Annotated in this window: 7 protein-coding genes; 2 read left to right on the top strand and 5 right to left on the bottom strand. The window is 47.0% G+C overall.

Annotation, left to right across the window (positions count from 1 at the left end; all coding sequences use genetic code 11):
• Window positions 1-10: 10 nt before the first annotated feature.
• The 5 genes from NST16_RS16120 to hxlA all read right to left on the bottom strand — a co-directional run bounded on the left by NST16_RS16120 (window position 11) and on the right by hxlA (window position 4,094).
• Entirely contained in the window at window positions 11-409 is a 399-nt protein-coding gene (locus NST16_RS16120; RefSeq protein ID WP_010332984.1) for a competence protein ComJ, read from the bottom strand.
• Window positions 410-435: 26 nt separating this feature from the next.
• Window positions 436-873, bottom strand: coding sequence for a DNA-entry nuclease (gene nucA / locus NST16_RS16115; protein ID WP_010332985.1), 438 nt, complete (start codon window positions 871-873; stop codon window positions 436-438).
• Window positions 874-1,059: 186 nt separating this feature from the next.
• Window positions 1,060-2,784, bottom strand: a complete 1,725-nt coding sequence (gene tlpC / locus NST16_RS16110) for a methyl-accepting chemotaxis protein TlpC (protein WP_326226625.1) — start codon at window positions 2,782-2,784, stop codon at window positions 1,060-1,062.
• 114 nt (window positions 2,785-2,898) lie between these two features.
• Window positions 2,899-3,456, bottom strand: coding sequence for a 6-phospho-3-hexuloisomerase (gene hxlB / locus NST16_RS16105; RefSeq protein WP_340887536.1), 558 nt, complete (start codon window positions 3,454-3,456; stop codon window positions 2,899-2,901).
• Between the two features lie 5 nt (window positions 3,457-3,461).
• Window positions 3,462-4,094, bottom strand: coding sequence for a 3-hexulose-6-phosphate synthase (hxlA, locus tag NST16_RS16100; protein ID WP_268449034.1), 633 nt, complete (start codon window positions 4,092-4,094; stop codon window positions 3,462-3,464).
• Between the two features lie 230 nt (window positions 4,095-4,324).
• Here hxlA and hxlR point away from each other — a divergent pair, with 230 nt between their 5' ends.
• Together hxlR and srfAA are read left to right on the top strand one after the other, a co-directional pair.
• Window positions 4,325-4,687 carry a transcriptional activator HxlR gene (gene hxlR / locus NST16_RS16095; RefSeq protein ID WP_003241118.1) on the top strand — a complete coding sequence of 121 codons (363 nt, stop codon included), beginning with the start codon at window positions 4,325-4,327 and terminating at the stop codon, window positions 4,685-4,687.
• A 577-nt stretch (window positions 4,688-5,264) separates the two neighbouring features.
• Entirely contained in the window at window positions 5,265-16,028 is a 10,764-nt protein-coding gene (srfAA, locus tag NST16_RS16090; protein WP_340887534.1) for a surfactin non-ribosomal peptide synthetase SrfAA, read from the top strand.
• Window position 16,029 lies beyond the last annotated feature (1 nt).

Raw genomic sequence — 16,029 nt, 5'->3', positions numbered from 1 at the left:
GGGCTTTTCATTAGACGGAAACAGCATCAATGATGTAAGTGTCAGCATGCAGATCTGACAGCTCAGCCGGTACAGTGTAGCATGTGAATTGATAGTTCCCATTAGGCAGGTCAAAGGAGAGCCTTTTGGACATGATGCTTTCAATTTCAATTCCGTCTTTTGTGACGTGAAAAGGAACAGTCACTTTTTTTTCATAGGATGCTACTGTTTCTGAACTGTTAAGGCGCAAAAGAATATATACCTTTGAATTTCGCTGTGCCTCAAACGAAATGGCTTCGTCCGCTTCCGCATATCCTTTTTCAATCGCTTCATCTGTCCAATCGATGACAGGCGGTGCGGAACCCTTTTGAAATACAGTAAATTGATGATATGAAATCGTCAGTTCTTGCGGCTTCCATGATTTGATCAATGTGCTGTTCCTCCTCTTTTAACTGTTTACTGAATCGTAAATAAAACCTTTGTGCCATCAGGGTAATCGGTCAGCTGATGCCCGACCCAGGAGCCTGCGCCGCGATTGTCAGCGGGAGAAATATATTCTACAGAAGCCCCTTCACCGCCTTCTTTGCACATGGCCATTGGCCATTCATCTCGGTCATACCCTGTTTTGGTAGGTACGTCTTTCAATGATTGTTCGCGGCGTTCCTCAGCTCCGTCTCTGTCTACAGTGCACACATCTGAATGCCCCTCACTTATTGCGTCCTTGATATGATTTGCTGTCTCAGGATAACGCTCAGAAGGGAAGGCTATTGTTTCGTCATATTCTTCTGTTTGAGACGTTTTTTGTTCGTCTGAGAAAAAGTCTCCCTTAATCAGGCCAACAGCTGCAGCTGCTATGACAACTATTACGAGAAGTAAAGTTTTTATAATGTCCATTCGTGATGATCACCTCCCGCGTCAGCAACTTTTAAAACTGCTCCAAGAGTAATGCAGAAAGGGCTTGGTGTAAAGATTAACATTTTTTGTTTTGCCTTAGGTTTATTGCAGGAATCGTCATTTTAGCAGATCGAAATATTCATTTTTAAGAAAATAACGTTATCAAATTGAAATATTAATACTAGATTATAAGCTGTTTTCAGGTTGATTAATCATTTTAAATTGGCTTATGATACCGGTAAGCTCTTCAGCTAAATGGGATAACGTTTCCGAGGCTGCAGTAATCTCTTCCATTGCAGCAAATTGCTCTTCTGTTAAAGCTGCTGCCTGCCGGGTATTTTCTGTTGATTCTTTAATGTCTGTTGTATTGGCGGCAAAGGATTCATTTATTTTTTGCGTACTTGCTGAAATGTTGGTAACAGATGCTGATAAATCGCTGATTTCCGCAGTAATTTCATCTGTTGCGGCTGCAATTTCTTTAAATGCGTCTCTGGTGCGGTGGATCATGTTTACACCTTCAGCAGCTTCTGTTTTCACATGTTCAACAGACTGCGCAGATACAGTCATATCATTTTTTATCTCAGCGATTAATTTGGAAATCTGTCCGACAGACCGTTGAGATTCCTCTGCTAATTTGCGAACTTCATCAGCAACAACGGCAAAGCCTTTGCCGTGTTCTCCGGCTCGGGCAGCTTCAATTGCCGCATTAAGGGCAAGCAGGTTTGTCTGATCGGCAATTTGGGTGATGACAGATAAGATTTGTTCAATTTGTTTAGAGCGGCCGTCCAGCTGCTGAATGATCTCACCGCTTTTTTCAATCGAATGGTGAATGGTATCCATTTGTGCCTGAACATTTGAAATTTCTTTTTGGCCAATGTCTGCTTTAGATTGCGCAAGCTGTCCTTTCTCAGCAATGGCAACAGTATTTGAAGAAATTTGCCGTATGTCAGCCGTTGTTTGCTCTAGTGATTTTTCACTGTTTTCAATTCGTGTGATTTGATGCTTGGCTCCGTTTGCAATATGCTGAACAGCTTCTGTGATTTTTTCTGAAGCTTGATTTGTTTCTTCTGCTCCGGCTGAAAGCTGCTGAGAGGCTGATGCAAGCTGAAGGGCCGATTGCTGTACGGTTTGGATTGTCTGATTCAGCTTCATTCTCATCTTATTATAGTAAACACTCAGTTCTGCTAACTCATCAGCGGACTTGTCTGAAACTTCTATTGTCATATCTCCGTTTCCGGCGCTTTCAAAGGCGTATTTTAACACGTTTAGCCGCCGATTGATTCTTCTGGTGAAAAGCAGAACAAGGATGACAGATATAATAATAACTACAGCGAGAACGATAGCGAATTGAGTGAACAGCGATTGGGTAAGCGATGCTAAAATGCTTTGATTGGCTCCTGTATACAGCATACCGATAATGTTGCCTTCCTTATCTTTTAAGGGCATATATGCTGTTTGATAAGAGGAGCCCGCCACATCTGCTTGTCCGTAGAATTGCTTCCCGTTTTTTAAAACAGCGTCAGTGACTTCAGCAGAAGCTTGAGTGCCGACAGCTCTTTCGCCGTCTTTCATTACGTTGGTTGCCACCCGTGTATCTCCTTGAAAAATCGTTACGGTGTCACCTGTTTTTTTGCCAAGCAGATCAACAATGTCTTCATTTCCGTTTATTTGTGTCTCGCCTTTATACAGCTTATCGTTTTTTACCTCCCAGTTCCCTAAAATCACGTCGTCAATATACGTGCTGCTTAAAGCAAGATCGCCTTTCGCCTTGTCAGTGGCCATTTTTTTCATGCTGCTTGTAATGTCCTTAAGCATCACGGCGCCGACTGATAGAGAAAACAATAGAATGACCGCGAAGACCAAGCCGAGAATTTTAGTTCCAAGCTTCAGCTTTATTTGCTTTTTCAATATAATTCCTCCCTTTGTATATTTGTAGGTCATATTACTTATCGGGTTTTTGGGTTTAAAGTTTTATTTTAGAGGAATATCAAAAACCGGCCTGATCTCCAGGCCGGTTATGTGAGGCTATTCAAGGTTTGCGTGGTAAGTGAACATGGTTTCAGAATCAAGTCCTTTTTTCTCCATGAGTTTTAAAATGACTGCATCATAGAATAGCAGCAATGTTTGCTCAAATAATGATCCCATTGGCTGTATGGTTTGATAGCTTCTGTTTGACCGGTCTTTAGGAGAACCGGGCATTTTGACGATGAGATCCGATTGTTTTCCAATGCTCGAATCCGGATTGATGGTTAAAACGGCAACGACTCCGTGTAAGCTTTTTGCTTTAGCTGCTGTATTGATCAGGCTCTTTGTCTCGCCTGATCCTGAGCCGATAATGACGAGGTCTCCTTTGCGGAGCGGCGGAGTGAGAACCTCACCGACAATATGAGCGTTGAAGCCCATGTGCATCAGTCTCATCGCGAAGGATTTTGCCATCAGGCCAGAACGGCCCGCGCCCGCAGTGAAAATTTGGTTGGACGAAAGAATGTGATCTGCAAGCTGATCAGCTTCTTCATTAGAAATATAAGCCGCTGAACGGTGTAACTCATTGAGAATTTCCGTTACGTATTCAGTCGTTTTCATATGAATTATCCTTGGGATATAAGCTGTTTCATTTTTGAAGCTGTCTCTGCTTTATCAGCTGCGCTTGTAATTCCGCCCCCAACAATGACAAGGTCGGGGTTTTGTTTGATCACTTCTGGCAGTGTATCAAGTTTGATGCCGCCCGCAATTGCGGTTTTTGCGTTTTTTACTGTATTTTTGATTGTCGTTAATTCTTCGAAAGAGTTTTTGCCCTCTGCTTGAAGATCGTATCCAGTGTGGACGCAGATGTAGTCAACACCGAGTGCGTCAATTTCTTTCGCACGAGATTCAATATCTTTCACGTTAATCATGTCCACTAAGATTTTCTTCTTCTGTTTTTTGGCTTCTTCTACTGCACCTTTAATCGTTGCATCGTCTGTAGCCCCTAACACGGTGATGATGTCAGCTCCCGCTTCCGACGCTTTCATAATTTCGTATCCGCCGGCATCCATGATTTTCAGATCTGCCAGGACCTTCAATCGCGGAAATGTTTCTTTTATTTCTTTAACGGCTCTAAGGCCTTCATTAATGACAACCGGTGTTCCGATCTCAACCACGTCGATGTATTGTTCCACTTCTTTGACAAGCTCGATGGCTTCGGGGATATTTACCAGGTCTAATGCCAGCTGTAATTCCATTGTTGATCCACTCCCTTATTCGAATTATTTCTCATTCTATAGGTTCCTTCTTTAGCTGAGAAGTAGGCACTTTGAAGTCAACTAGTTACTTGAAGGATACTGTGAGAAGAGGCAATCAGATTTCTTTCGCTTGGTTTTGTGAGTGAGTATAATAAAAAGAGCCTGCTAAATAGTAAGTAAGTGATGATACGTATCTAACATATAAAAAGTATACTAAGGGGGGATTTCTTTTGAGCCGGATGGACGACAAAAGGTTTAATTGTGAGAAGGAATTGACGCTAGCGGTGATCGGCGGTAAATGGAAAATGCTTATTTTGTGGCATTTAGGAAAAGAAGGCACAAAACGTTTTAATGAATTAAAAGCTTTGATTCCTGATATTACGCAGAAGATCCTCGTGAATCAGCTGAGAGAGCTGGAGCAGGATATGATCGTTCACAGGGAAGTGTATCCGGTTGTCCCGCCGAAGGTTGAATATTCCTTGACCCCGCAAGGAGAAAGCCTGATGCCTATTCTTGATGCCATGTATGAGTGGGGGAAAGGCTATATGGAATTGATTGATATCGACAAAAATGTCATTAAGGAATCGTTGTAAGGCGCTCTCGGTTAAGGGTGTCTTTTTTTTGCCTGTTTTTTGGTTTTTGGGCGGTAAACATATGGGATGTAAAGATTGTAAATGGCTTCCAACAGTAAATGGGTTGTAGCGAAGTGGCTCAATTTAAAAATTTTTATTTTTCTGTAAATAATGTTTAGTGGAAATTTTTGCGGTATCCCGCAAAAATACCCCTGTAAAAGAACTGGAATCTTTTCGGTATCCCGCATGGAACTTTTCACCCATTTTTCGGTGATAAAAACAATTTTTTCATTTAAAGTGAACGTTAGAAAGGTTAAAAATATTGAAAACAATGAAGAATTAGGCAAAAATGTTTCTCTTTGGTGAAAAAGAAACTGCAGTCTTTATCTGCCTGTGCCGGCCGCCCGCAATAAAGGCTTACGGCACCCGCTTTTAAGAGCGGTAGTTGTTTTTTATTTGGATGCAACGCTTTTGAGATGTAGTACTTTCGGCTTTTTGATCAGTTAGTCCATTAGATTCAAAAGTTGTCAATGGATACGAAAGAGAAATCATCCTGCACATGTTACAAATTATTGAAGATTAGGGGAGGTAAGATAATATGGAAATAACTTTTTATCCTTTAACTGATGCACAAAAACGAATTTGGTATACAGAAAAATTTTATCCTCACACGAGTATTTCAAATCTTGCGGGTATTGGTAAGCTGGTTTCAACTGAAAGAATTGACTGGAAGCTTGTGGAGCAAGCGATCCAAGAGTTTGTCCGCAGAAATGACGCAATGCGTCTTCGTTTGCGTCTCGATGAAAACGGAGAGCCCGTTCAATATATAAGCGAGTATAAGCCTGTTGATATAAAACATACTGACACCACTGGAGATCAGCATGCGATAGAATCCATTTCACAATGGGGCCGGGAGGAAACGAAAAAACCTCTGCCTCTGTACGATTGTGATTTATTCCGGTTTTCCTTGTTTACCATCAAAGAAAATGAAGTATGGTTTTATGCAAATGTTCATCATGTGATTTCTGACGGGATCTCCATGAACATTCTCGGAAACGCCATTATGCATATTTACTTGGAATTAGCAGGCGGCTCAGAAACAAAAAGAGGAATCTCGCATTCATTTATCGATCATGTTTTGTCTGAACAGGACTATGCTCAATCAAAGCGGTTTGAAAAAGATAAAGCGTTCTGGAACAAGCAATTCGAGACGGTGCCTGAACTCGTTTCCCTGAAACGGAATGCTCCTGCAGGCGGAAGTTTAGATGCTGAGAGATTTTCTCAAGATGTGCCTGAGGCGCTGCATCAGCAGATTTTATCCTTTTGTGAGGAGCACAAGGTCAGCGTTTTATCGGTATTTCAATCGGTGCTTGCCGCCTACTTGTACAGAGTCAGCGGGCAGAATAATGTGGTAACTGGTACATTTATGGGCAACCGGACAAATGCGAAAGAGAAGCAGATGCTTGGCATGTTTGTTTCTACGGTTCCGCTTCGGGCAAACATTAACGGCGGACAGGCGTTTTTTGATTTTGTTAAAGACCGGATGAAGGATTTAATGAAGACTCTTCGGCATCAAAAGTACCCGTATAATCTTCTCATCAATGATCTTCGTGAAACAAACAGCTCTGTGACAAAGCTGTTTACCGTTTCGCTTGAATATCAGGTGATGCAGTGGCAGAAAGAAGAGAATCTAGCCTTTTTGACTGAGCCCATTTTCAGCGGAAGCGGATTAAATGATGTTTCGATTCATGTGAAGGATCGATGGGATACTGGGAAACTTACAATTGACTTTGACTACCGTACTGATTTCATGACGAGTGAAGAAATTAAAATTGTTTGTGAACGCATGATGACATTGCTTGAGAACGCACTTACGCACCCGGATCATACGATTGATGAATTGACGCTGATTTCTGAGGCGGAGAAAGAGCGGCTGCTATTGCGGGCTGGCGGTGAACCGGTTAATTACCGCAAGAACATGACGATTCCGGCGCTATTCCAAGAAAAGGCGGAATCGCTTGCTGATCAGCCTGCGGTTGTGTTTGAAAATGGTGCATTGTCTTATCGAACGTTACATGAACAATCCGCACGCATTGCCAATGTGCTGAAAGAGAAGGGGGTCCGTGCAGACAGCCCGGTTGCCGTTTTGCTCGAACGCTCTGAACGGATGATTACGGCTATCATGGGGATTTTAAAAGCCGGCGGAGCCTATGTGCCGATTGACCCCGAGTTTCCGGCAGAGCGCATCCAATTTATTTTGGAGGACTGCGGTGCGGACTTCGTCTTGACTGAATCGAAGGTTGCGTCACCAGATGCATCTGCTGAGCTTATTGATTTTGATCAGGCGATTGCAAGCGGTACAGATGCTATTTCGGATATCAATGTGAATGCTAATGATCTTGCCTACATTATTTATACGTCGGGAACAACCGGACGTCCAAAAGGAGTGATGATCGAGCATCGCCAGGTTCATCATTTGGTTGAATCTCTGCAGCAGACTCTTTATCAGAGTGAGAGCCAGACCCTGCGGATGGCATTGCTTGCGCCGTTCCACTTTGATGCGTCAGTGAAACAGATTTTCGCGTCGCTCCTTTTGGGACAGACTCTTTATATTGTGCCGAAGAAAACGGTGACGAATGGCGCTGCTCTTGCGGAGTATTACCGCAGACACGGGATTGAGGCGACGGACGGAACACCGGCCCATCTGCAAATGCTGATAGCAGCGGGAGATTTGACTGGTCTTAAGCTCAAACACCTGCTGATTGGCGGGGAAGGTCTTTCTTCTGTTGTGGCGGACAAGCTTCTGACATTGTTTCAAGAAGCGGGTGCCGTTCCTCGTTTGACCAATGTGTACGGGCCGACTGAAACGTGTGTGGATGCATCTGTTCATCCGGTTCACCCGGACAGTACAGTTCAATCAGCGTATGTGCCAATCGGGAAAGCACTTGGGAATAACCGCTTGTATATTTTGGATCAAAAAGGCCGTCTGCAGCCGGAAGGCGTGGCGGGTGAGCTTTATATCGCGGGTGACGGTGTTGGACGAGGCTATTTAAACCTCCCGGAATTGACAGCTGAGAAATTTTCACAAGACCCGTTTGTGCCCGGTGACAGCATGTATCGTACCGGAGATGTGGTGCGCTGGCTTCCGGATGGAACGATCGAATATTTAGGAAGAGAAGATGATCAGGTCAAAGTTCGCGGATACCGCATTGAGCTTGGAGAAATTGAAACCGTGCTTCAGCAGGCGCCTGATGTTGCCAAAGCTGTCGTCTTGGCAAAGCCTGATGACCAAGGGAATCTTGAGGTTTGTGGGTATGTTGTGCAAAAAGCGGGAAGCGAATTTGCTCCTGCGCGTCTGCGGGAACACGCGGCAAAACACCTTCCTGACTACATGGTGCCGAACTACATCACAGAAATCACAGAAATTCCGCTCACGCCAAGCGGAAAAGTGGACCGCCGCAAGCTGTTTGCGCTTGAGGTAAAAGCGGTAAGGGGAACAGCGTATACCGCACCTCGAAACGAAATGGAAAAAACAATCGCCGAGATTTGGCAGGATGTGCTGAGCGTTGAGAAAGCCGGGGTCTTTGACAATTTCTTTGAAACGGGCGGTCATTCATTGAAGGCAATGACGCTTTTAACAAAGATTCATAAGGAAACGGGCGCTGACATCCCGCTGCAATATGTGTTTGAGCATCCGACCATCGCCGCTCTTGCTGAGGCGGCCGAGCGTAAAGAAGGCCGGACGTTTGCGGCGATTGAGCCGGCTGAAAAACAGGAGCATTACCCGCTTTCTCTGGCGCAGCAGCGGACGTACATTGTCAGCCAATTCGAGGACGCGGGAGTCGGATATAACATGCCGGCGGCAGCTATTTTAGAGGGACCTTTAGACATTCAAAAACTGGAACAAGCATTTGGCGGGTTAATCAGCCGCCACGAGTCGCTGAGGACATCATTTGTGCTTGAAGGCAGCATTCCGAGACAAAAAATTCATGACAGCGTCCAGTTCAACATCGAGATGATTGAAAGAAGCGGCCGTTCAAATGAGGAGGTTATGACTTCTTTTGTCCGCCGGTTTGACTTATCGAAAGCGCCGCTGTTGAGAGTCGGATTGATGGAGCTTGAAGAAAACCGTCATATGCTTCTGTTTGATATGCACCATTTGATTTCTGACGGTGTTTCCATCGGCATTATTTTGGAGCAACTGGCACAGATTTACCGCGGTGAACAGCTTCCTGAGCTTCGCCTTCAGTATAAAGATTACGCCGTCTGGCAAAGCGCGCAGGCTGCTGAAGGATACCAAAAGGATCGGGCGTATTGGAAGGAAGCCTTTGCGGGTGAGCTTCCCGTGCTTCAGCTTCTATCCGATTATCCGAGACCGCCTGTCCAAAGCTTTGAAGGAGACCGGGTTTCCATCAAGCTGGATGCAGAGTTAAAGAATCGCCTGTATCGTTTAGCTGAAAAAAATGGCGCCACACTTTATATGGTCATGCTGTCAGCCTACTATACGCTCCTGTCTAAATATACGGGGCAGGATGACATCATTGTCGGCACTCCGTCAGCGGGCAGACATCATTCTGATACAGAGGGCATTGTCGGAATGTTCGTTAATACGCTCGCTATTCGCAGCGAAGTGAAGCAGGATGAGACTTTTAACAGCCTGCTCACACGTGTGCGCCAGCAGGTTCTGGATGCCTTTTCTCATCAGGATTATCCATTTGAATGGCTTGTTGAAGACCTGAACATCCCGCGTGATGTAAGCAGACATCCGTTGTTTGACACGATGTTCAGTCTCCAAAACGCGGCGGCGGGCATTCCGGCTGTCGGTGATTTGACATTGTCGATTCATGAAACCAACTTCAACATTGCCAAATTTGATGTAACGGTTCAGGCAAGAGAAACGGACCGAGGCATTGATCTTGATTTAGACTACAGCACAAAACTGTTTAAACGAAGCACGGCAGACAGGCTGCTCACGCATTTTGCGCGCCTGCTTGAAGATGTAGTTGCTGAGCCTGAGAAACAGATTTCTGAGTACAACCTTCTTTCTGAAGAGGAAGCCGCCTCACAAGTTCAGCAGTTTAACCCGGAAAGAACGCCTTATCCGAAAGACAAAACGATTGTTCAGCTGTTTGAGGAGCAGGCTGCCAAAACGCCGGATCGCCCGGCACTTCAATATGAAGGGCAATCGCTCACATATCGAGAGCTGAATGAACGGGCCAACCGCTTAGCGCGCGGCATTCTTTCAATGGGAGCCGGCGAAAGCAGGACAGCGGCCGTCCTGTGTGAACGGTCAATGGACATGATTGTGTCCATCCTTGCGGTATTAAAATCCGGTTCGGCTTATGTACCAATTGATCCGGAACACCCGATTCAGCGGATGCAGCATTTCTTCCAAGACAGCGGAGCGAAAGTGCTTCTCACCCAGTCGAAATTAAAGGCGTTAGCGGAAAAAGCTGAATTCAAGGGTGTCATCGTGCTCGCTGATGAGGATGAAAGCTATCACGGCGATGCGCAAAATCTCGCTCTGCCGTTTGATTCTGCGGCCATGGCCAACCTGACGTATACATCCGGAACGACAGGAACGCCAAAGGGAAATATTGTGACACATGCCAATATTCTGCGTACGGTTAAGCAGACGAATTATCTCAGCATTACGGAACAGGATACGATACTCGGACTCTCAAATTATGTATTTGACGCATTTATGTTTGACGTATTTGGCTCTCTATTAAACGGCGCCAAGCTTGTGCTCGTTCCGAAAGAAACTGTTCTGGACATGGCTCGTCTTTCTCGCGTTATTGAGCGGGAGAACATCAGCATCCTCATGATCACGACAGCTCTGTTCCATCTTCTTGTGGACTTAAATCCGAGATGCTTGTCGACTTTGCGCAAGATTATGTTCGGGGGAGAACGGGCTTCTGTAGATCATGTGAAAAAAGCGCTGCAGACTGTTGGAAAAGGCAAGCTGCTTCACATGTACGGCCCATCTGAAAGCACGGTTTTCGCAACGTATCATCCGGTTGATGAATTGGATGAGCATACGATGTCCGTTCCGATTGGAAGACCGGTCAGCAATACGGAAGTGTACATTCTTGACCGCGCAGGACATGTTCAGCCTGCCGGCATCGCGGGAGAACTGTGTGTCAGCGGGGAAGGCCTCGTAAAAGGTTATTACAACCGCCCTGAACTGACTGAGGAGAAATTTGTGCCGCATCCGTTTAAAAAAGGCGAACGCATGTATAAAACGGGCGACTTGGCAAGATGGCTGCCGAATGGCGATATCGAATTTATCGGACGGATAGACCACCAGGTGAAAATCCGCGGACAGCGCATTGAGCTCGGAGAAATTGAACACCAGCTGCAAAGCCACGATCGTGTTCAGGAGAGCGTTGTGCTTGCCGTCGATCAAGGTGCGGGAGACAAACTGCTTTGCGCGTACTTTGTCGGGCAGGGTGAAATTACAGCGCAAGAGCTGAGAGAGCATACGGCAAAGGATCTGCCGGCGTACATGATCCCTGCGGTATTTATCCAAATGGACGAGCTGCCTCTGACCGGTAACGGAAAAATCGACCGGCGGGCGCTTCCGCTTCCTGACGGCAACATCTCAAATGGTGTTTCATATATTGCGCCGCGCAATGAAATAGAACAAAAAGTTGCAGACATTTGGGCACAGGTGCTTCAGGTTGAAAAGATCGGCATCTATGACCAATTCTTTGAAATTGGCGGACACTCGTTAGCGGGGATGAAGATGCTTGCCTTGATTCATCAGGAACTGGGCGCTGAGCTTTCTCTCAAGGATCTTTTCCAATCACCGACCGTTGAAAGCTTAGCACAGGTTATTGCCGCCGCAGAAAAAGGAACAGCGGTCAGCATAAGACCGGCAAAGACACAAGAGACGTATCCAGTTTCTTCTCCGCAAAAACGGATGTACGTGCTTCAGCAGCTTGAAGGAGCGAACACAAGCTACAACATGCCATCGGTTCTTCGCCTGAAGGGTCATCTGGATGTTGAAAGGCTCAAATGCGTAATGAATCAGTTAATGGAGCGTCATGAAGCCTTTAGAACAACCTTTGAAATAAAAGACGGAGAAACGGTGCAGCGAATCTGGGATGAAGCGGCGTTTGATATGGCATATTTCGAAGCGCCAGAAGAAGAGACCGAGCGGATCGTTTCTGAGTTTATCCGTCCGTTCACACTTGACCGGCTGCCGCTGTTCAGAATGGGGCTGATCAAGCTGTCAGAAGCTGAGCATCTGCTGCTGTTTGACATGCACCATATTATTTCTGACGGAGCGTCTGTCGGCGTGCTGATTGATGAACTCTCGAAGCTGTACGACGGAGAAACCCTTGAGCCGCTTCATATTCAATATAAGGATTATGCCGTGTGGCAGCAGCAGTTTATTCAGTCCGAGCTGTACCGGAAGCAAGAGGAGCATTGGCTGAAGGAGCTTGACGGAGAGCTGCCGGTGCTGACTCTTCCGACTGATTACAGCCGTCCTGCTGTTCAAACGTTTGAAGGAGATCGGATTGCGTTTGCATTGGACGCAGGAAAAGCGGATGCTCTTCGCAAGCTTGCAAAGGAAACGGATTCCACTCTGTATATGGTCCTTCTGGCGTCTTACAGCGCGTTTTTATCAAAATTGAGCGGCCAAAACGATATCATTGTGGGTTCGCCGGTAGCCGGACGTTCTCAAGCGGACATCAGCCGCGTCATCGGAATGTTTGTCAATACACTGGCGATGCGCACATATCCAAAGGGTGATAAGACGTTTGCGGATTATCTTGGTGAAGTGAAGGAAACGGCACTTAGCGCATTTGAAGCGCAGGATTACCCGCTTGAGGACCTGATCGGAAAAGTTGAGATTCACCGTGACACAAGCAGAAATCCTTTATTTGATGCAGTATTTTCTATGCAAAATGCGAGCATCACAGATTTAACAATGAAAGGAGTCGAGCTTGAACCGCATCCATTTGAACGGAAAACGGCCAAGTTTGATATCACGCTGACAGCTGACGAAACCGGCGGAGGGCTCGCATTTGTTCTTGAATACAATACGGCGCTGTTTACACCGGAAACGATTGAACGATGGAAGCAATATTGGATTCAGCTTTTAGGAGCAGTAACAGAAAATTCAAACCAGCCGCTTTCCAGCCTGTCGCTCGTCAACGAGACAGAAAAACAAACGCTTCTGGAGGCATGGAAAGGAAAAACGCTGCCTGTGCCGACAGACAAAACGGTTCATCAGCTGTTTGAAGAAACCGTTCAGCGCCACAAGGACCGCCCGGCTGTCACGTATAACGGGCAGTCATGGACGTACGGCGAGCTGAATGCGAAGGCGAACCGTCTGGCGCGGATTTTGATCGACTGCGGCATCAGCGCGGATGAGCGCGTCGGCATTCTGACGAAGCCGTCGCTTGAAATGTCCGCCGCGGTGCTCGGTGTCCTGAAGGCGGGAGCGGCTTTTGTGCCGATTGACCCTGACTATCCGGATCAGCGGATTGAATATATCCTACAGGACAGCGGTGCGAAGCTTCTCTTGAAACAGGAAGGCATCACAGTGCCGGACAGCTATACGGGCGAGGTCATTCTTCTTGACGGCAACCGGACGATCCTGAGTCTGCCGCTTGATGAAAACGATGAGGAAAATCCGCAGACCGACACAACCGCGGATCACCTTGCTTATATGATTTACACGTCAGGAACGACCGGACAGCCGAAGGGTGTTATGATCGAGCACCATGCGCTTGTCAACCTGTGCTTCTGGCATCATGACGCATTCGGCATGACAGCGGAGGACCGCAGTGCGAAGTACGCGGGCTTCGGGTTCGACGCTTCCATTTGGGAGATGTTCCCGACCTGGACGATCGGCGCTGAGCTTCACGTTATTGATGAAGCGATCCGCCTTGATATCACCCGCCTGAATGACTATTTCGAAACAAACGGCGTGACGATCACCTTCCTGCCAACACAGCTGGCGGAACAGTTCATGGAGCTAGAAAACACGTCACTCCGCGTGCTCTTGACCGGAGGGGACAAGCTGAAGCGTGCGGTCAAACAGCCGTACAAACTCATCAACAACTACGGGCCAACCGAAAACACCGTCGTTGCGACAAGCACAGAGATCAATCCGGAGGAAGGCTCGCTTTCTATCGGGCGCGCGATCGCCAATACGAGAGTGTACATTCTCAGCGAAAGCCATCAGGTTCAGCCGGAGGGCGTGGCCGGAGAGCTTTGTGTGGCGGGACGCGGACTGGCGCGGGGCTATCTGAACAGGGAAGACGAAACCGCGAAGCGGTTTGTCTCAGATCCGTTTGTGCCGGGTGAACGCATGTACAAAACGGGCGACTTGGTGAAATGGACGGGCGGCGGCATCGAATACATCGGCCGGATCGACCAGCAGGTCAAGGTCCGCGGATACCGAATCGAGCTGTCAGAAATCGAAGTGCAGCTGGCCCAGCTTTCTCAGGTGCAGGATGCGGCAGTGACAGCTGTGAAGGATAAAGCGGGCAATACCGCAATTGCCGCATATGTCACACCGGAAACTGTCGACACAGAAGCGCTGAAGTCAGCGCTCAAGGAAACCCTGCCGGACTACATGATCCCGGCGTTCTGGGTGACGTTGAACGAGCTTCCGGTTACCGCAAACGGCAAAGTAGACCGCAAAGCGCTGCCGGAGCCGGATATTGAAACAGGAAACGGAGAATACAAAGCGCCGTCCACTGACATGGAAGAGCTGCTTGCCGGCATTTGGCAGGACGTGCTCGGTATTTCTGAAGTCGGTGTCAGCGACAATTTCTTCTCGCTCGGCGGAGATTCCATTAAAGGCATCCAGATGGCGAGCCGCTTGAACCAGCACGGCTGGAAGCTGGAAATGAAGGATCTCTTCCAGCACCCGACGATCGAAGAACTGACACAATATGTGGAGCGTGCCGAAGGCAAACAGGCAGACCAAGGCCCTGTGGAGGGCGAAGTTATCCTGACGCCGATTCAGCGCTGGTTCTTTGAAAAGAACTTCACGAACAAACATCACTGGAACCAGTCGGTTATGCTTCATGCCGCGAAGGGCTTTGATCCTGAACGGATTGAAAAGACATTGCGGGCACTGATTGAGCATCATGACGCGCTTCGCATGGTCTACCGCGAGGAACAAGGGGAGATCGTTCAATTTAACAAAGGGCTTGATGCCGTCTCTGTACACTTAGAGATCACCAAACTTGAGGGGCAGGCTATAGATCATGAAGACCGCATAGAGAGAGAAGCGGAGCGTCTGCAAAGCAGCATCAATTTGAAGGAAGGCGGCTTGTTAAAAGCAGGCTTGTTCCAAGCGGAAGATGGAGACCACTTGCTGCTTGTGATTCACCACTTAGTGGTTGACGGTGTATCGTGGCGGATTTTACTGGAGGATTTCGCCGCGGTTTATACACAGCTGGAGCAAGGGAACGAGCCGGTTCTTCCGCAGAAAACCCATTCGTTTGCGGAGTATGCAGAGAGATTACAAGATTTCGCAAATTCCAAGGCCTTTCTGAAAGAAAAAGAGTATTGGAAACAGCTTGAAGAACAGACTGTCCCGGTGAAGCTTCCGAAAGACCGCGAATCTAGTGATCAGCGAATGAAACATACAAAGACAATCGGATTTTCGCTGACTGCTGAAGAGACAGAACAGCTTACCACTAAGGTGCATGAGGCTTATCATACAGAAATGAATGATATTTTGCTGACGGCATTTGGATTAGCGATGAAGGAGTGGACAGGTCAGGAGCAAGTGAGTGTTCATTTAGAGGGGCATGGACGTGAAGATATCGTAGAAGACCTGACCATTTCCCGGACAGTCGGCTGGTTTACGAGTATGTTCCCGATGGTGCTGGATATGAAGCATGCGGATGATCTGGCTTATCAGCTGAAGCAAATGAAAGAAGACATCAGACATATCCCGAACAAGGGAGTGGGCTACGGCATTTTGCGCTATTTGACAGCGCCGGAGCATAAAGAAGATGTGGCGTTCTCCATTCAGCCGGATATCAGCTTTAACTATTTAGGGCAGTTCGACGAAATGTCGGATGCAGGTTTATTCACGAGATCAGAGCTGCCATCAGGACAGTCATTAAGCCCGGACACGGAAAAACCGAACGCGCTTGATGTTGTCGGATATATTGAAAATGGAAAACTGACGATGTCACTGGCCTATCATTCTCTCGAATTTCATGAAAAAACGATACAGACATTCAGTGACAGCTTTAAGGCCCATCTTCTTAGAATCATTGAACATTGCCTATCTCAAGATGGCACGGAACTAACGCCGAGTGACCTTGGCGACGACGATTTGACGCTGGATGAGCTTGATAAATTAATGGAAATTTTCTAAT

The sequence above is a fragment of the Bacillus sp. FSL K6-1005 genome (assembly GCF_038000225.1).
GTDB classification, from domain to species: Bacteria; Bacillota; Bacilli; order Bacillales; family Bacillaceae; genus Bacillus; species Bacillus mojavensis.
The sequence above is the reverse complement of the archived record's forward strand: the minus strand, read 5'-3'. Positions and strand labels throughout refer to the sequence as shown.

Excerpts from the sequence above, each read along its gene's own strand:
- nucA (WP_010332985.1), bottom strand. The coding sequence starts at position 873 with ATGGACATTATAAAAACTTTACTTCTCGTAATAGTTGTCATAGCAGCT.
- hxlB (WP_340887536.1), bottom strand. The coding sequence starts at position 3,456 with ATGAAAACGACTGAATACGTAACGGAAATTCTCAATGAGTTACACCGT.
- hxlA (WP_268449034.1), bottom strand. The coding sequence starts at position 4,094 with ATGGAATTACAGCTGGCATTAGACCTGGTAAATATCCCCGAAGCCATC.
- srfAA (WP_340887534.1), top strand. The coding sequence starts at position 5,265 with ATGGAAATAACTTTTTATCCTTTAACTGATGCACAAAAACGAATTTGG.